The 16,593-nt window shown below is 63.2% G+C and carries 16 protein-coding genes; 5 read left to right on the top strand and 11 right to left on the bottom strand.

Features of this window, described 5'->3' with window-relative positions; genetic code table 11:
* Together ACQ3C8_RS05070 and ACQ3C8_RS05065 are read left to right on the top strand one after the other, a co-directional pair.
* The gene (locus ACQ3C8_RS05070; RefSeq protein WP_428852693.1) at positions 1-1,293 is read left to right on the top strand and encodes a M20 family metallo-hydrolase; all 1,293 of its coding nucleotides are present in this window, start codon (positions 1-3) and stop codon (positions 1,291-1,293) included.
* A gap of 25 nt (positions 1,294-1,318) precedes the next feature.
* Complete coding sequence (locus ACQ3C8_RS05065) at positions 1,319-1,915, top strand: helix-turn-helix domain-containing protein (RefSeq protein WP_428852692.1); 597 nt, start codon at positions 1,319-1,321, stop codon at positions 1,913-1,915.
* Positions 1,916-2,048: 133 nt separating this feature from the next.
* Here the strand turns inward: ACQ3C8_RS05065 and ACQ3C8_RS05060 are convergent, their stop codons facing one another.
* Entirely contained in the window at positions 2,049-4,109 is a 2,061-nt protein-coding gene (locus ACQ3C8_RS05060; RefSeq protein WP_428852691.1) for an ankyrin repeat domain-containing protein, read from the bottom strand.
* Positions 4,110-4,253: 144 nt separating this feature from the next.
* On the opposite strand from ACQ3C8_RS05060, the gene ACQ3C8_RS05055 reads away from it, so the two are divergent.
* Positions 4,254-6,029, top strand: coding sequence for a monovalent cation:proton antiporter-2 (CPA2) family protein (locus tag ACQ3C8_RS05055; protein WP_428852690.1), 1,776 nt, complete (start codon positions 4,254-4,256; stop codon positions 6,027-6,029).
* 36 nt (positions 6,030-6,065) lie between these two features.
* Here ACQ3C8_RS05055 and ACQ3C8_RS05050 read toward each other — a convergent pair whose 3' ends face one another.
* The 10 genes from ACQ3C8_RS05050 to ACQ3C8_RS05005 are packed head-to-tail and all read right to left on the bottom strand — an operon-like array spanning position 6,066 to position 14,715.
* Positions 6,066-6,509, bottom strand: a complete 444-nt coding sequence (locus tag ACQ3C8_RS05050) for a nuclear transport factor 2 family protein (RefSeq protein ID WP_428852689.1) — start codon at positions 6,507-6,509, stop codon at positions 6,066-6,068.
* Complete coding sequence (locus tag ACQ3C8_RS05045; protein ID WP_428852688.1) at positions 6,506-7,300, bottom strand: SDR family NAD(P)-dependent oxidoreductase; 795 nt, start codon at positions 7,298-7,300, stop codon at positions 6,506-6,508. The genes ACQ3C8_RS05050 and ACQ3C8_RS05045 overlap by 4 nt, the downstream gene beginning before the upstream one ends.
* Positions 7,297-7,860, bottom strand: a complete 564-nt coding sequence (locus ACQ3C8_RS05040; RefSeq protein WP_428852687.1) for a DUF3833 domain-containing protein — start codon at positions 7,858-7,860, stop codon at positions 7,297-7,299. The genes ACQ3C8_RS05045 and ACQ3C8_RS05040 overlap by 4 nt, the downstream gene beginning before the upstream one ends.
* A 1-nt stretch (position 7,861) precedes the next feature.
* Positions 7,862-9,139, bottom strand: a complete 1,278-nt coding sequence (locus ACQ3C8_RS05035; RefSeq protein ID WP_428852686.1) for an MFS transporter — start codon at positions 9,137-9,139, stop codon at positions 7,862-7,864.
* A gap of 57 nt (positions 9,140-9,196) precedes the next feature.
* On the bottom strand, positions 9,197-9,772 hold the full coding sequence (locus ACQ3C8_RS05030) for a chalcone isomerase family protein (RefSeq protein ID WP_428852685.1): 576 nt from the start codon (positions 9,770-9,772) through the stop codon (positions 9,197-9,199).
* A gap of 7 nt (positions 9,773-9,779) precedes the next feature.
* Positions 9,780-11,060 carry a class I SAM-dependent methyltransferase gene (locus ACQ3C8_RS05025; RefSeq protein WP_428852684.1) on the bottom strand — a complete coding sequence of 427 codons (1,281 nt, stop codon included), beginning with the start codon at positions 11,058-11,060 and terminating at the stop codon, positions 9,780-9,782.
* A complete protein-coding gene (locus ACQ3C8_RS05020; protein ID WP_428852683.1) occupies positions 11,057-11,899 on the bottom strand; it encodes a DUF1365 domain-containing protein in 843 nt (280 codons plus the stop codon). Before ACQ3C8_RS05020 ends, ACQ3C8_RS05025 begins: the two co-directional genes overlap by 4 nt.
* Position 11,900: 1 nt before the next feature.
* Positions 11,901-13,262 carry an NAD(P)/FAD-dependent oxidoreductase gene (locus ACQ3C8_RS05015; RefSeq protein WP_428852682.1) on the bottom strand — a complete coding sequence of 454 codons (1,362 nt, stop codon included), beginning with the start codon at positions 13,260-13,262 and terminating at the stop codon, positions 11,901-11,903.
* Positions 13,259-14,071: a GTP cyclohydrolase FolE2 gene (gene folE2, locus ACQ3C8_RS05010; protein WP_428852681.1), complete on the bottom strand. Its 813-nt coding sequence runs from the start codon at positions 14,069-14,071 to the stop codon at positions 13,259-13,261. Before folE2 ends, ACQ3C8_RS05015 begins: the two co-directional genes overlap by 4 nt.
* Positions 14,072-14,100: 29 nt before the next feature.
* Positions 14,101-14,715, bottom strand: a complete 615-nt coding sequence (locus ACQ3C8_RS05005) for a glutathione peroxidase (protein ID WP_428852680.1) — start codon at positions 14,713-14,715, stop codon at positions 14,101-14,103.
* 205 nt (positions 14,716-14,920) lie between these two features.
* On the opposite strand from ACQ3C8_RS05005, the gene ACQ3C8_RS05000 reads away from it, so the two are divergent.
* A complete protein-coding gene (locus tag ACQ3C8_RS05000) occupies positions 14,921-15,874 on the top strand; it encodes a MerR family transcriptional regulator (protein ID WP_428852679.1) in 954 nt (317 codons plus the stop codon).
* Positions 15,875-16,062: 188 nt separating this feature from the next.
* Entirely contained in the window at positions 16,063-16,266 is a 204-nt protein-coding gene (locus tag ACQ3C8_RS04995) for a DUF1059 domain-containing protein (protein WP_009521357.1), read from the top strand.
* Positions 16,267-16,593 lie beyond the last annotated feature (327 nt).

Genomic DNA, 16,593 nt, shown 5'->3' with positions numbered 1-16,593 from the left:
GTGAATCAGCCCCTTTCCACATCCGCCACATCTGCCGCACAGGCGCAGGATCATGTCGACAACGCCCGGCTGCAGGCCGCCATCGCCGCGCTGGCCGCCTTCGGCGGCCGGCCGGATGGCGGGGTCTCGCGCGAGACGCTCACCGAGGTAGACCTGGCCTCGCGCCGCCATCTGATCGAACAGGCCCGCGCCCTCGGCTGCGAGGTCATGGTCGACGACTGTGCCAACCTGTTCTTCCGCCGCGCCGGCCAGCGCAACGACCTGCCGCCTGTGCTTACCGGCAGCCATGGCGACACGCAACCGGTCGGCGGCAAGCTCGACGGCGCGTATGGCGTGCTGGCGGGGCTCGAAGTGATCGCGGCGCTCAACGATGCCGGCATCGAGACCGTACGCCCCATCGAGGTGGTGGCCTGGACCAACGAGGAAGGCAGCCGCTTTGGCCCGGGCACCATGGGGTCCAGCGCTTTTGTCGAGCCATCCCGCCTGGCCGGCTATCTCGACTCGGTAGACAAGAACAAGGTGCGTTTCGGCGATGCGCTGCAGGCCGCGCTGGCGAGCACACCGGATGTACCGCGCTGTGCCATGCAGCGCCCGATGTCGGCCTGCGTCGAACTGCATATCGAACAGGGTCCGGTGCTGGAACGTGCCGGCATTCCGCTCGGCGTGGTCACCGGCATCCAGGCCGTGCGCTGGTTCAGCGTGACCTGCCACGGCATGATGGCCCACGCCGGCACCACGCCGATGGACGAACGCCGCGACGCCATGGCCGCCGCTGTACCGCTGGCGCAGAAGCTGTATGACTTTGCCGCTGCCGAAGCCGCCAGCCAGCTGCGCCTGACGCTGGGCCGCTGGCAGGTTGCGCCGAACTCGGTCAACACGATTCCCGGCCGCGTGGAGTTCACGGTAGACATGCGCTGCGTGGACGACAGCGTGCTGGATCGCTTCGAAGCCTTCCTGCGCGCCGAAGTTGCCGCAGCCGGCGAGGCCATGGAGGTATCACGCTTCTTCCAGCGCGAGCCCACGCACTTCCCCGCGCCAATGCTCAAGCTGATCGAGGAAGCCGCCACCCGCGCCAGCGCCCAGGCCGGGCTGCCCGCGCCAATGGCTCTCACGTCGGGCGCGTTCCACGATGCGATGTATGTGGCGGATCATTGCCCCACGGCGATGATTTTTGTGCCCAGCAAGAATGGGATCAGCCACAATGCCGCAGAGGCCACCGATCCGCGCGACCTGTTCCTGGGTGTCCAGGCGCTCGCGTACACTGTCACGGCACTGGCCAACCAGGAACAATAATCGCAGGCAGGGACAGGGAGACCCTTTGAAGACTATCCGCGCACGCGCCCTGGCGCTCGATCCGAATGATCGCAAAGGTCCGGCCGGCACGCTTGGCGTGCGGCTCCGGCATGCCCGTCTGGTGGCGGGCTACACGCTGCTGGAACTGGCGCGCAAGGCGGAGTGCTCGGAGAGCCTGATCTCCAAGGTCGAACGAGGTCTCGCCACGCCCTCGCTCGCGACGCTCCACCGCCTCGCCGTGGCGCTCGACACCAATATCGCCGCCCTGACCACCGAGGATGCGCCAAATGCCGGCCCCATCCTGCGCGCCGGCGAACGCCCGGTCATCAAGGCCGGCGGCATTGCGCTGGAACGGCTGGTGCTGCCCAAGCGCGGCGGCCTGCTGCAGGCCAATATCCATATCGTCGAACCCGGCAAAGCCAGCGATGGCCAGATCGAGCATACCGGCGAGGAAATCGGCTACGTGCTGGAAGGTACGGTAGAACTGCAGCTCGGCGACGAGTGCTACGTGGTACAGCCCGGCGACGCCTTCACCTTTCCGAGCCATGTGCCGCACGGCTACCGCAATATCGGCGAGGACGTGGCGCGCATCCTGTGGGTGAATTCGCCGGCGACGTTCTGAACCAGCGCGTATTCCACGTGCCGCATGGCGCATTGACCCGCGCGCAATATTGCCCCGCGTACGACAGGTCGAGCTTGCGCATATCAACGGCCTCGCCAGCACACCCCCCTGCCATTGGAGGCGTCCAGCCGCCCTAGGTTTTTCTTCTCTTCGCAGGCGTTTTTCTGGGGGCCGGCTCAGAAGGCCTGGTCTTGCGGCCAGGCCCTCGCAGCAGGTCGAGGATCTGCTGATTGCGCCCAGCGTGCTGGGAATTGGGCGCGGCGGATGCCGCGCTCGCGGCCGCCACTGCGGCTGCATCCTGCTGTTTTCTGTTCAGCAGGCGCGCATCTGCATTGAATTTCAGCAGCGCCTCCACCACATCCACATGCAGGCCGGAAATAGCGTAATGGAGCGCAGTATTGCCCTCGGTATCCTGGATGTTCACCTGGCCGCGGTGTGCCAGCACTTCTTCGACGGTGGCGGCGTGACCGCCTTTGGCAGCCCAGTGCAGAGCGGTCATGCCATGCATGTCACGCGCATTGACCGAGCATTCCTGCAACTTCAACAATACGCTTGCAGCCTTGGTATGACCTTGTTTGCACGCCAGCATCAGTGGGCTCCAGTTATTCCCGCGATCGTCCGTGCGGGCATCAATCTCGGCATCAACCTCCACCAGGGCGGCCACGATGTCGGCGTGCCCTTTGCAGGCTGCATGGTGGAGCGGTATCCAGCCGTTCAGATCCCGCAGGTTTACGTTGGCGTAATGCTCAATCAGCAGGTTCACCGCATCAAGGTTGCCTATCTGGCAGAAATTGTGCAACGCCGAAAAGCCTCTACGATCCTGATGGTCAATCTCACCAACATCGATCAGACACTCTGCCACAGCCAGATGATTGGCCTGAATGGCTTTGTACAGCGCGGTGTGGCCATCGTTATTCTGCAGCGAGGTATCCGCACCGGCGCTGACAAGCATTTGCACGCCCGCCAGATCGCCGCGGCAACTTGCACGATGCAGCGGAGTCCAGCCACGGTGATCCTGATGATTGATTTCCGCTTCCGCCTCGATCAAATCGCTCATGACCTCGTGATACCCAGCCGTGCTCGCGAGGCACAGTGCGGTTGCCCCATAGACATCTGGCACGCCGACATCCGCTTTCACCTGAATCAGCATCTGCGCAACATCGAGGTTTCCCTCGTTGATGGCCTCACACAAAGCCGTTCGTCCATCTATGTTCTGTCGATCGACATCCGCGCCTGCTTCAACCAGGGCAGCAGCCACGGCAAGCTGGTTTTCCAGACTGGCGCAATGCAGCGGTGTATCGCCGTGTGAATCTCGCGCGTTAAGATGAACTCCGGCCTCGATCAGGATTTCCACAGCTTCAAGATTTCCCTTGTTGCTTGCGATATGCAGCGGCGTGTAACCAAGTTCGCCTTTCTGGTGAATATTGGCGCCCTTTGCGATCAAGGTGCTCACAATCACTGGGTTCCCATTCTGACTCGCATGGTGGAGTGCCGTGAAACGGCCCCGTTTGTCTTTCAGATCGATGTCCGCGCCCGCTTCAAGCAGCACACCCACGATCTCGGCCCACCCTTTTCGGCTTGCATAGTGCAATGCCGTGGAGCCGTTCACGCTCCTTGCATCTATTCTGACGTCGGCGTCGAGCAGGTGTTTCACGACATCAAGATGCCCCAGGAGGCAGGCGACCATCAATGGTGTGCGGCCCTTTTTGGTCTTTTGCTCGGCATCTGCCCCGGCGCTCAGCAATATGTCGACGACTGCAGTGTGCCCTGCCTCGCACGCCAGATGAAGCTCGGTTCTACCGTATTTGTCACCCTGGTTGATATCCACGCGATCATTGATCAACCGCGTTACCCGGGCGATCGCCAGAGACAACGTTGCCTCGGCATCTCCAGCGGCAGCGGCTGACGTGGTGCACACATTGCCTTCGATCGGCCTGGGAGAATATCGCTGAGGCGCCTGACCTTTGATAGGGACAATCAGCGTCGTTGTCCCTGTCGTTGTCGTCGTCGTTATCGTGGTAGTTGGCGTAACAGGCGGCGTAGCGGGCGGCGTCGTCAGGTAGTCTGTGAGATAGTAGTAATCCGAGAATGGCAAAAAAATGTTGCCGTTTTCCATGCTGTGCCCTCGTTCCGGAATATCGTCAAAGTTCGATGCAGAGCCGATCTTAGAACCTGCAAGCTGCAGCAAATGCAAACAAGCGCAAGACAGTACGGTACGCCCTGGATTTCTCAAGCGATGTTCATCTGTGGAGATGGCGGCCTCCGCACCTCATCAATCCTGGCGTACTGGTCGAAAAACCCTTCACAATATGGCACCGGATAAAACAGGAGTCGCACCATGGCCGTGGAAGGCAGTTCCGCAGAACTCATCAAGATCGTGACGCTGCTGGGTGCCGCTGTCGTCGCCGTGCCCCTGTTCAAGCGCCTGGGACTGGGCTCCGTGCTCGGCTATCTGGCTGCTGGGCTGGTAATCGGGCCCTTCGGCCTGAAGCTGGTGGACGATCCGCAGACCATCATCCACGTGGCCGAACTCGGCGTGGTGATGTTCCTGTTCGTCATCGGCCTGGAGATGAAGCCCTCGCACCTGTGGGGCATGCGCCGCCAGATCTTCGGGCTGGGCAGCCTGCAGATCGCGGTGTGCGGGACACTGCTGACCGGTGTGGGCCTTGCCTTCGGCTATCCGCTGGCGGTGTCGTTCATCTCCGCGATGGGCTTCGTGCTGACCTCGACTGCCATCGTCATGCAGCTGCTGGCAGAGCGTGGCGACATCACGCAGGCGCGCGGCCAGAAGATCGTCGGTATCTTGCTGTTCGAGGATTTGTTGATCGTGCCGCTGCTGGCTATCGTGGCGTTTCTCGCGCCTGCCGGTTCCGGCACCGCCACCGACGGCATCATGCTACGCGTGGCCGTGGCGGCAGCCTCGTTCGCCGCCTTGGTGGGCGCGGGGTTGTGGCTGCTCAATCCGCTGTTCCGTATCCTCGCCAACGCCAAGGCACGCGAGGTGATGACCGCCGCGGCCTTGCTGGTGGTGCTGGGTTCGGCGCTGCTGATGGAACTGGGCGGACTGTCGATGGCCATGGGCGCGTTCGTCGCCGGCGTGCTGTTGTCGGAGTCGTCGTTCCGGCATCAATTGGAAGCCGATATCGAGCCCTTCCGTGGCTTGCTGCTGGGCTTGTTCTTCCTGGGCGTCGGCATGGCGCTCGATCTTAATGTGGTGGGCCGCAGCTGGATGCTGATCGTGGCCGGGGTGCTGGCGATGATGGCGATCAAGGGGCTGTGCATCTATGCAGTGGCGCGCGCCACGCGCAGCTCCCATGCGGATGCCCTGGATCGCGCGCTGATCATGGCGCAGGGTGGCGAGTTTGCCTTTGTGCTGCTGACGGCGGCGATGGCGCAACGGGTCATCAGCCCCGACGTGAATGCCAATATGACGGCCATCATCGTGCTGTCGATGGCGCTGACGCCGCTGGTCGTGGCCGCGTACCGGGCCATGCGCCCTGCTCCGGCGCGCGCGCCCTCGATGGATGGCGTGGAGATGGCGGAAAACCTGCATGGCAAGGTGCTGGTCATCGGCTTCGGGCGTGTCGGGCAGATCGCGGTGCAGGGCATCCTCTCGCACGGCGGTGCGGAGATTGCCATCATCGACAACGATACCGAAGTGATCCGCGACGCGGCGGAATATGGTTTCAAGGTGTACTACGGCGATGGCGCACGCGCCGATGTGCTGCGCGCAGCTGGCGCCCAGCACGCACAGGCGATTGTCGTCTGCGTGGATGACAAGGAAGCGGCCACGCGCATTGTGGAGAATGCGCGGCGCGAATGCCTGCAGGTCAAGGTGCTGGTGCGCGCCTGGGACCGCGAGCATGCGCTCGCACTGGTCAAGGCGGATGCCGACGTGGTGGTGCGGGAAACCTTCGAGGCCGGCATGCAGCTAGGCCGCGAGGCGGTACTCGCGATCGGCGCGACCGACGAGGAAGCCGATGCGGCCATGGCGCGCATGCGCGCGCGCGATGCGGAACGCTTTACGCTCGAAACCTCCGGCGGGCTGTTTGCCGGGCGGGCGCTGGTGCTCGGCAACATGGCGCCGCGCGACCCCTCCAGGCTGAACGATTGAGGGTGGCGCGCCGCAGAGCGCGCCACGGTCCATGGCTCAGCGCGCTTGCAACCGGCTCTTGAGCGCCCGCATCCACCATCCAAGCATGGGGATGCGAGCGTATAGCTCCTCTGCCGCATCCCAGTAATCACGGTGATAGACAACACGGCCATCTGGCCCGAAGCGCAAATGGCTACTGCCACGGATGGAGAATTGGCGGCCCTTGCGGCCGCGCGAGCGGAAATGAAAAATCCAGATCAGGAACGCCTGATCTTCCTGATGCACGGCATCCGTCACGACAAAGCGAGGCGCGTCGACCTGCTCGAACATGTGCGTGAATATCCGTTCGATACCGCTTACCGAATGAACTTCGTTGAACGGGTCTTTGAAATAGGCATCGGGAGCATACAACGCCGGCAAGGCTGCCACGCTCTCTTTGGTCAGCGTTTCAAAGAACCGGACCAGCGCCTGGAGGGAATCGACATGAAGATCGCGGTTCATAGCCCTGTAATACGGCGAACGATGGCGAAGTACAAACGGTAGGGCAGCAGCCGCAGGAACTTCAGCGTACATGTGAAACGCCGGGGAAAATGGATTTCGAAGGCCCCGGCTTCCATGCCGCGCACGATGTCCCGCGCGGCCTCCTCCGGGGAAATCAGGGCAGGCATACGGAAATCATTGGCGGCCGTCATGGGTGTGCGGACAAAGCCTGGCGAGATCAGATACACCCCGATGCCACTGGCGTGCAGGTCGAAATACATCGCCTCGCAAAGATTGATGATAGCGGCCTTGGTCGGCCCGTAGACCACTGCTTTGGGGAGGCCGCCATAGCCCGCGACACTGCCGATGATGCCTATCGCGCCGCCGCCCTGCCGCAGCAGTTGCGGCACAGCTGAAGCCGCGACGTTGAGCGGCCCCTTGAGGTTGGTATCGATCAGGTGCGCGGCAACCTCGCGATCGAGGGCATCGGCCCGCATCGGGTGGTACGCGCCAGCGCTGACCAGCACGAGATCCACGCCGCCCCAATCGGCGACGAGCGAGTCAAGCGCCGCAGTCACCGCACCCGCGTTCGTCACGTCGCACGGGAGCAGGCGGGCGTGCTGAAGACCAGCCACTCCGCCCTGCACCACCGACGCCGCCAGGGCCTCGGCGCTGCGTGCCGACAGGGCAAGGCGCGCGCCCCGCTCCGCCAACGCACGTGCCAGCGCTGCGCCGATCCCGGTGGATGCGCCAATGATCCAGACGCGCTTTCCGGCCCATGACACCACCGGGGCATTCAGCGGGCGCATCATGACGGCCGCTTCCGGAAGGACAATGTCACCTCGCCGAGGCGGATGCCGAACTTGCTCATCACAGCGCGATTGAGCATGACGTCGTTATCCATCAGATACATCCAGTCATCGAAATCGACATGCCAGATACGGCCTTCCACCGGCAATGCCAGCGTGTACCGCCAGCGGAACGCATTCCCGCTGGTTTCGCCCACCGCCTCGCCCACGACATCCTCAGCGGTACCCACATACTGCTGCGCCCCCGTCTTGCGCAATGTCCAGACGCGCCGTTGCTGCGCCCCATCGGAGTAGGTGAACTGCTCATCGAGCACGCCAGTCTCCACGCCATCGACCACGGTCCAGGAACAGCGCATCACGACGGTAAAGCGTTTGACCACGCGCCCGGAGCGATCCGTGAATACGCCCCATGCATCGACCACGCCATTGAAGTAGCCGGGCAGACGCAGGACTGGCTTCTCGCTGGCGTACAACGCGGGATCAACGCTTGAACAGCCCGCCAATCCCGCCAGGGCCAAGACGAGCCCTCCAGCACGCAATAACTTCCACAACGGCTTCCACATATCAGGCTCCTGGTAGAAGAGGACGGACCCGCCACAGTGTGGCAATCGCACCTGCCTTGAGCAGACATGGCACAAGGCCATACGCGAGCATCAGCGCCGTGGTGCCGACAGGCGGCTTGTCAGGTGTGCCGGGGACATAGCCCAGCAGGGTGAGCAAGGGCAACATCAATCCTGCGGCGAGTGCGAGGTTGAGCTTCGCAGTGAGATTCCACAAGCCAAAACATGCCCCCTCGCGCAAGCGGCCCGGCGCCCCTTGAATCAGCCCGGCAGCCAGTGCGGAAGGCGCGATCAGGTCTGCGCCGAGCGCGGCGCCGGACAGTGCCGCCAGCAGCAGGAATGCTGCGAGCGCCATATCCGGATCGAGGCGCCCCATACCCACGACCCAGATGAACGCCGCGATCGAGAGCCCCATCCCTGCGAGCCAGATCGGGACCAGACCGAAACGGTAGGCACCCCGGCTCCACAGCGGCATGGAAGCCACGGCGGATACAAAATAGACCGTGAGGATCAGGCCGCTGAACGCCTCTAGCTGGAGAACATCGCGCACAAAGAACAACAGCAGCGTGGCGGGAATCGCGGCGGCAATGCCGTTCAGGGCAAAGACGCCAAGCAGCGCGCGAAAGCCGGCATGCTGTAATGGCATCATCAGGGCTCGCAGCGTCAATGTGCCTGCATCCTCCACACGCTTCGGCGCAGGGCGCGGCGCCACGCGCAACAGCATCCAGCTGGCCGCGAGCGCGGAGGCTGCCAGCAGCATGCTGGCGGTGGTCATTCCCGCCACCCCTGGCAGCGCGGCCGCGATGATCACGCCCAGGAGCCCGCTGCCCTCCCGCGCGGCAGCAATACCGGCCCGGCCGCCGGGACTGTGCGCCAGCGTCGCGCCCCACGCCTGATGGCTGATCGAACCCAGGCTGAAACCGGCATAGGTGACGAGGAGGGCAAGCGCCAGCCACCCCGTCAGTCGAGTATGGGAAAGCCCTGCGGGAGGATGGAACAGCGCCACAAACCCGGCCACCAGCAACGGCACGGCAACCACGATGGCCCGGGACAGGCGGCCGGCCTGGTTCAGGCGGTCGATCCAGATACCAAGCCACGGATCGGCAATGGCATCCATCAGCCGCGAGCACAGCAGCACGGCGCCGAGCCAGGCGAGTGGCAAGCCGAATTGTTGCGCATACCAGTCCGGCAATACGACATAGATGGGCAAGGCAGCGAAGGACAACGGAAATCCCAGGCTGCCATAGGCCAGCAACGCCTTGCCGGATAGAGGTGCCGTCATCGCTGAGGCTGTGGCTCCGGCCATCGAGTGCGTATCGGCGCGCGCCATGCTCATGACCTATGGCCGCAGTCGGCCGAGCAGCGCCTGGCGCACCTGCGGAGCCGAGGTACGCGGGTCGAGCCAGATGGCGAAGAAGGCCTCGGCGAAGGATGCTCCGGCGATATCGCCGAGATGCACACCGTTTAGCAGGAATGTCGTGCCGTAGCCCGGTCGATAGACACCCGTCAGGTGATCGTTTGCGCGGACATCCGGCAGCAGGCGCGCCAGCTGAGCCTCCCATGCGCGCCGCTCGGCGGCGCTCCCCGCATCGAGCCGCTCCATCTCTTCGCGCGTGCGGCGGGCAATATCCGCCGCGCGGAAGGCGCGTGCATAGCGGAGGTCAAGCGCAAACGGCTGGTCCGTCAGCCGCTCGCCGGCCAATCCTTGGGGAGGCAACAGCAGCCGGGCATCATAGATATGGAAGCCATACATGCGCAGACTGCCCTGCCCCGTGACCGTCAGATCCGGTTGCAGACGGCGCACGGCCTGCACGACACCAGAGGGCTCCGCGAGCGTCGATGCGGTGCCAGGCTGGACATGCAGCACCGCGGCCAGCAACGGCCCGACCAGCCAGGCACGACCAATATTGGCCAAGCTGGCTTTATGCGGGCTGCGCATGCTCTAGCGTGAACTGGATCACGTCCGTATTGCCATGCCGGAATGCTGCTTCGCAGTAGCACAGATAAAACAGCCAGGTTCGCTGGAACGGCTCATCAAAACCCTGGGCTCGCACTGCGGCCAGCTGATCAAGAAAGCGCATGCGCCACGCCCGCAAGGTCAACGCATAGTCCGGTCCGAAGGCAAGCTCATTGCACACCCGCAGCCCCGCGCGCGCCGCCTGCTGGCGGAAGACAGTCGGGCTGGGAAGCATGCCACCGGGAAAAATGTACTGCTGGATGAAATCGGTACCTTTGCGATAGCGGTCGAACAACGCGTCGTCGATCACAATGGTCTGGATGCATGCGCGTCCGCCGGGCTTGAGGTTGCGCCTGATACTGTCGAAGTAGGCCGGCCAGTAGCGCTCGCCTACGGCTTCGAACATTTCGATGGAGACGATGCCATCGAAACGACCGTAGCAGTCGCGATAATCCTGCAGACGCAGGTCGACCCGCCCCGGAGCGAGGGCCACGCAGCGGCGCTGCGCCCAGTCGAGCTGCTCCGTGGACAAGGTCAGGCCGGTGACCGACAGATCCCGGCGCAACGCAAACTCCGCAAAACCACCCCAGCCGCAGCCAACCTCCAGCAGGGATGCGCCCGGCGCGAGATCCAGTTCTTCCAGGATGCGTCGATACTTGGCCTGCTGCGCCGCTTCCAGATCGCAGGCGTCAGCCGGCATGGCGCGTGCAGCCTCTGGAAACAGCCCGCTCGAGTAGGTCATCGACGCGTCCAGCCACAGGCTGTAGAACGCGTTGCCGAGATCATAATGCGCATGAATGTTGCGTCGGCTTCCGCCCCGGCTGTTATGGTTGAGCAGATGCCGCAGGCGGTACCACAAACGTCCCCACCAAGTGCCGTAGACAAAACTGTCGATCACCTTGCGGTTCACCACGAACAGATCGAGCAAGCTGGCCAGATCGCTGGTCGTCCATCCACCATCGATGAAGGTCTCGGCGAAACCGATATCGCCCGAGCGCAGCGCCGCATCGCAGCAACGCCAGTCGCGCAACGTGATGTCGGCGTGCAGGCCATGGCCTGTACCAAAGGTGGCCTGCTGGCCGTCTGGAAAGGTGACCAGCAGCGAACCGTTCCGCAAGCGGGCGAGCAACTGCAAGGCCAGTCTTGCGCTCGTGGGAAAGGCGCGAGTGTCGAGCGTCGCGGGCGCCGCAGCGGCACGGCGGCAGGGCAACGACAAGGCATTCATGGAAACAGGTGCTTCGATCATTGGCTTACCTTGTTGGGAGAGGCATCGGGCCTTGCGATCCATGGCACACGACGCATGAGCAGGAGGAACGCCTGCCAGTGGATCCGTGCGATCACGCCCCAGGTCATGACCGGCATGCGAAAGAAAGCGGACAACACCGCGCGCGCCGTCAACGGAACGGCAACCGTACTGAGGCTCGTCAGGAGGAGCGGACCTGAGCAGTCGTGATAATCGATGCGCGCCATATAGCGGCGCGGCGCCGGCGCAGGGACGGCGCCACCTGGCAGCTCCGGGCCCGGCAGATCCATACCACCCGTCCTGACAAACCGAAAACGGTATTCCCCCTCGACCTTGCAGAACGGCGAGACATGGAAGACCTTGCGTGCATGCTCGACCCGGCCCCACGCCACGCAGCCCGTGGAATCGCCGCCCAGCAGGTAGCAGTGGCGCTCGCCAAATGTGTTGTTGACCTCGCAGACGATCGCCCGCAGCGTACCGTCCGCACGCTCACAGAACCAAAAGCTCACAGGGTTGAACACGTAGCCCAGCACGCGAGGAAAGGTATGTAGCCAGATTTCGCCATCCGCATCGTCGACACCGTGAGCCTGCAGCAGCCGTGTGACCCAGTCGAGGAGAGGCGAAACGCCATCGCCATGATCCCTGTCGAAGAAGGACAGCAGGTTCCACCGGTTGCGTGACAACACGACGCATGACAGCGGCTGGCGGGCAAGGCTGCGCAGCGGCAGGCGCAACTGGTAGACGGGATAGGAGAAAGCGCGCCGGACGGGACGCAGCCGCGCATGCCAGACCTTGCCAAGCAACAGCTCGGGCTGCTGGACTGGAGCGCTGCATGCGGTCATGTCAGGCGACTCCCTGGAGTGCATTCAAACCGGAGAGTCGCTGTACGATTTCATGGGCTGCGGTGCAGCCAGACTGAAATCCGTCTTCATGAAAACCGTAGGCCGTCCAGGCGCCACAGAACCAGGTGGCATGGCGCCCCTGCATGCGCGGCAGGTGTTCCTGCGCGGCAATCGCGGCGCGATCGAAGACGGGATGCGCATAGTCGAATTGTCCGACGATCTGGCGCTCCGCCGGCGGACTCACGGGATTCAGGCTGACGATGACAGGCCGTTCGGCCCATGCCGCCGGCAAGGGTTGCAACCGGTTCAGCAGATAGTGCACGCAGACGTCGACCCGGCCGTGCTCATCCGCGGCAGGCCGTCCCGTATAGTTCCATGCGGACCACACCTTGCGGCGCGCTGGCAACAGCGTGGCATCGGTGTGCAGCACGGCGCGGTTGGGCTGGTACCGGATGGCGCCGAGTACCGCGCGCTCCTCGGGAGTGGCGTCCTGCAGCACGGTCAGGGCCTGATCGCTGTGGCAAGCCATCACCACGATATCGAACGCTTCCGTTCCGGCATCGGTATGAACCGTGATACCCGCAGGCGCCACGCCCTGCACGGATGCCGGCGTCATCGCGCGACGCACGCCATGGACCTTGAGCAGGCGGGCGTCGCGAACCTGCGCCAGCATGCGCCGCACATATTCGCGCGACCCGCCTTGCACCGTCATCCATTGTGGCCGGTCGCTGATCTGCAGCAGGCCGTGGTTGTGGCAGAAGCGAACCATCGTGCCAATGGGGAAGTCCAGCATCTGGCGCGTGGAGCAGGACCAGATGCAGGCCGCCATGGGCAGGAAGTACCATGTCCGGAATGCCTCGCCGAAGCGATGACGCTCCAGAAATTCGCCGACGGTCTCGGTAATGAGGCTGTCCTGTTGATCCAGCGCCAGCCGGGTCGTCAGGCGGTTGAAGCGGACGATATCTCCGAGCATGGCAAGGAAGCGCCCGCGCCACAGGTTGCGGCGTTGTGCGAAAACCGTACCCAGATGACTGCCAGACCACTCGAGATCAAGGTGCGGCAAGGACACGGCAAACGACATGTCCGACCGGGCGACCGGCACATCAAGTGTTTCGAACAGCGCCACCAACCCCGGATAAGTCCGTTCATTGAATACCAGAAAACCGGTGTCGACGCCGTGCGTTACCGGCCCGTACGGGCCCGGCAGGGTGACATCCACGGTGTTGCTGTGGCCGCCAAAGTGGGAACCGCCTTCGAACAGCGTGACCTGATGGTGGGCGGCATTCGCTTCCCGCAGCAGGCGTTCCAGCGTGTAGGCACACGCCAGGCCTGCAATGCCGGCACCAACGATGGCAATCTTCATGACCGACGCGCTTTGGTCGGTCCTTCGATCCATGCATAGGCAGAGTGATTATGGATCGACTCGAAGTTCTCGGAGGAGACGCTGTAATGGTCGATCCGGGCATCATCATCCAGACGCGTGGCGATATCGCGGACCAGATCCTCAACGAATTTCGGGTTTTCGTAGGCACGCTCCGTGACGTATTTTTCGTCAGGGCGCTTGAGCAATCCCCACAGCTCACAGGAGGCGCTCTGCTCGGCCACGGCGATCAGCTCTTCTACTTCGAGGCGGGCGCCGGCTGCGAGTCTGGCCGCGATGACGATATGCGAACGCTGGTTATGCGCTCCATAGCGTGAAATATTCTTGGAACAGGGACACAGACTGGTGACCGGGACTTGCACCTGCACGGTCCGCTCCAGTCCGGCATCGCCACGCTCGACCCGCAAGGTCAGCTGATAGTCGAGCAGGCTGTGCACACCGGAGACCGGCGCGGTCTTGCGGACAAAGTACGGCAGCCGCATTTCGATGAGGCCGTACTCTGCCTCCAGGCGCGCGAGCATGACGTCCAGCATGCGATGCAGTGCGTCCGCGTCCAGCGCTTCATCATGGCCCTCGAGCACTTCGAGGAAGCGCGACATGTGCGTGCCCTTGGCATGGGCGGGTAGCCGCACCATCATGTCGACAGTGGCGACCGACGGCTGGTCGCCTTGCGCTGTCCGCACCCGGACAGGATAGACAACCGACTTTACACCCACACGCTGGATGATCAGGTTGCGATGGTCCAACGTCGCCTGTACGTCAGGCAGGCGCATGAGATCTGGGGCATTCATGGGGAATCCTTGGTAGGTTCTTGGAGAGATCAGCCCGGCTGGCTAGCCAGCAAGGCCTCGATACGCTGCCGGACTTTGCTGTCGGTCGGCGTAGTCACGCTGGTCCAGACTTCAACCGGCCGGCCCTGGCGGTCCAGCAAGTACTTGTAGAAATTCCAGCGCGGGCTCTTGCCGGTCAGGCGCGCCAACGTGGCATACAGCGGATTGGCCTGCTCGCCGCTGACCGACGACTTGACGAACATGGGAAACTTCACGCCATACGTGTTGAAACAGAAATCGGCGATCTTGCGGTTGGCGTCCGGCTCCTGGCTGAAGTCGTTCGAGGGGAAACCCAGAATGACCAGCCCGCGCTCGCGGTACTTGGCGTAGAGCGCCTCAAGCCCTTCGTACTGAGAGGTGAATCCGCAGTAGCTGGCCGTGTTGACCACCAGTACCACCTTGCCGGCGTACTGGCAGAGGTTGCGCGGCGCCTCATCCTGCAGGCGCCGGAAGGTGAAATTCAACGTCTCGGGACATGCAGCGCTGACCGTCGCCGCGCCACCCTTGCCGGTAGCCTCCGCCGCCGCCGTGCTCGTCCAGAGTGCGAACGCGCCCAGCGCGCATGCCCTCCCGATCCAGCGAGATGCCAAAATACGACCTGCCATGCGTGTCTCCCTGCGTGCACACGGCTACGCGTAGAACCTGGACAAACCATGTTTGTCATGGTCAAAACTAGATAATGAATCTATAGTACGCATAGAAATACACTTTGACAATGTTTTTGTCTTAGACAAATAGGTCTCTTCAGTGACAGAACAAGATGCTTCAGCGCCATCCGGCGCGCCCCCGGAAATGCTGGGAATCGCCGCAGTGGAACGAGATACACGCTTTTCCAAGGACACCCTGCGCGTGTGGGAGCGCCGCTATGGGTTTCCGGTCCCCCTGCGGGATGCCAACGACGAGCGGGTCTATCCTGAAGCGCAGGTAGAGAAGTTGCGGCTCCTGCGGCGCCTGGTCGACAACGGGCATCGGCCAGGAAAGATTGTGTCCAAGACATTCGAGGAATTGCTGGCGCTCGCCGAGGAAGGAAAACCTCGGCCCAAGAACGGCAAGCGCATGCAAGCGGAGGGAACCGCGCTCCCCTCCGCTGCCCTCGAAGCGCACCAGACCGTCGCCACCTTTATCGACCTGCTGCGGACGCACCAGACGGACGCTTTACGGCAAGCGATGTCGACCACGCTGATGCGCATCGGGCTCCGGGACTTCATCATTGAAATCGCGGCGCCCCTGTGTCATGAAGTCGGGGAAGCATGGGCGCGGGGCGAGATCCAGGTGTTCGAGGAGCATCTGTTCACCGAGCAGATCGCGCATCTGCTGCGCAATACGATCAGCACCATTCCCGCTCCGCCGGAAAGCGCTGCGGTTCCGCGCGTCCTGCTCACCACCTTCCCCGAAGAGCCGCACGGGCTCGGCTTGCTGATGGCGGAGGCGCTGCTGGCGCTGCAGGGCAGCGTGTGCATTTCACTGGGTGTGCAAACGCCGATCGGAGAACTGGCAATGGCTGCCAAGGCGCAGAGGATCGATATTGTCGCGCTATCGTTCTCGGCATACTGTGCTGGCCGCTCGGTGATTTCGGGGCTGCAGCTATTACGCGATAGCTTGCCTCCACATGTCGAAATCTGGGCAGGCGGCACATCTCCGGTACTGGCGCGCACATCGATTGCGGATGTCCATGTCTTCCAGACGCTCGCCGGCATCGCGCAAGCCGTCGAGCGCTGGCGCCTGCACAGCCAGGCGAACCACCTGGGGCCGGCCGGAGCATGAACCGCAGGCGTGCACTACAAGCTGGACGACGTGCATCCAGCGCTGCGCTTCGGTGGTCCTGCACATCGATGGTTCTTCGCCTCGCGTCCCTTGCGCCTGCACTATATTGAGTACAGGCCGCCTGACCAGCGGCGGGCCCGCCCCGCACGGGCGGTTCGAACCTGTCAATCGCCGCAAGGAGGTTGGCCATGTCACGTCACACCATCGACTGCCGGGGATATCCCAGCGAGGCTGGCTGTACTGTTTCCATCAGCGCCGACAGCGCGGATGAATTGCTGGAAGCAGCTGTCCAGCATGCTGTCTCCGTTCATCACCACGTCGATTCCCCGGAACTGAGGCAGCAGCTGCGCACCATGTTCAAGACCGAGGCAACCAGCGGTGCGTCGACCTGATCCGCGTACTGCATGGCACGGGCCGGCCAGACCGGCCCGTTGCATATCCGCAGCGAGCGTTACCACGTGACGCGAGGCAGGCCCGTGCCTTTCGCGCAATACCGGCTGAACGCCGGTACTCCGCTGGGGAATCCCGCAAGCGTGATGGCCGCGCCGTGGACGCTCATCAGGCGGCATAGGAATCACACCAGAAGGCTTTTCTGCGCCGGACGGGCGAGTCGTTGCGCGATTGCACAAACCTCAACACGTCGTTACAAAAAATGGTACGATTTGTTTCGTATTTTAAAATCGCGTATTCTTGAAACACGCATCCGCAGCGCCTGCCCC

The organism is Imbroritus primus, from assembly GCF_964332355.1.
Lineage (GTDB): Bacteria > Pseudomonadota > Gammaproteobacteria > Burkholderiales > Burkholderiaceae > Imbroritus > Imbroritus primus.
Note: the sequence above shows the minus strand (reverse complement) of the source record. Positions and strands in the feature narration are given on the sequence as shown.

What these genes read in the sequence shown, in the direction of transcription:
- ACQ3C8_RS05055 (WP_428852690.1), top strand. Translation starts at nt 4,254, where the DNA reads ATGGCCGTGGAAGGCAGTTCCGCAGAACTCATCAAGATCGTGACGCTG.
- ACQ3C8_RS05035 (WP_428852686.1), bottom strand. Translation starts at nt 9,139, where the DNA reads ATGACGGCACCTCTATCCGGCAAGGCGTTGCTGGCCTATGGCAGCCTG.
- ACQ3C8_RS05005 (WP_428852680.1), bottom strand. Translation starts at nt 14,715, where the DNA reads ATGGCAGGTCGTATTTTGGCATCTCGCTGGATCGGGAGGGCATGCGCG.
- ACQ3C8_RS04995 (WP_009521357.1), top strand. Translation starts at nt 16,063, where the DNA reads ATGTCACGTCACACCATCGACTGCCGGGGATATCCCAGCGAGGCTGGC.
- ACQ3C8_RS05025 (WP_428852684.1), bottom strand. Translation starts at nt 11,060, where the DNA reads ATGATCGAAGCACCTGTTTCCATGAATGCCTTGTCGTTGCCCTGCCGC.
- folE2 (WP_428852681.1), bottom strand. Translation starts at nt 14,071, where the DNA reads ATGAATGCCCCAGATCTCATGCGCCTGCCTGACGTACAGGCGACGTTG.
- ACQ3C8_RS05040 (WP_428852687.1), bottom strand. Translation starts at nt 7,860, where the DNA reads ATGTGGAAGCCGTTGTGGAAGTTATTGCGTGCTGGAGGGCTCGTCTTG.
- ACQ3C8_RS05020 (WP_428852683.1), bottom strand. Translation starts at nt 11,899, where the DNA reads ATGACCGCATGCAGCGCTCCAGTCCAGCAGCCCGAGCTGTTGCTTGGC.
- ACQ3C8_RS05045 (WP_428852688.1), bottom strand. Translation starts at nt 7,300, where the DNA reads ATGATGCGCCCGCTGAATGCCCCGGTGGTGTCATGGGCCGGAAAGCGC.
- ACQ3C8_RS05050 (WP_428852689.1), bottom strand. Translation starts at nt 6,509, where the DNA reads ATGAACCGCGATCTTCATGTCGATTCCCTCCAGGCGCTGGTCCGGTTC.
- ACQ3C8_RS05015 (WP_428852682.1), bottom strand. Translation starts at nt 13,262, where the DNA reads ATGAAGATTGCCATCGTTGGTGCCGGCATTGCAGGCCTGGCGTGTGCC.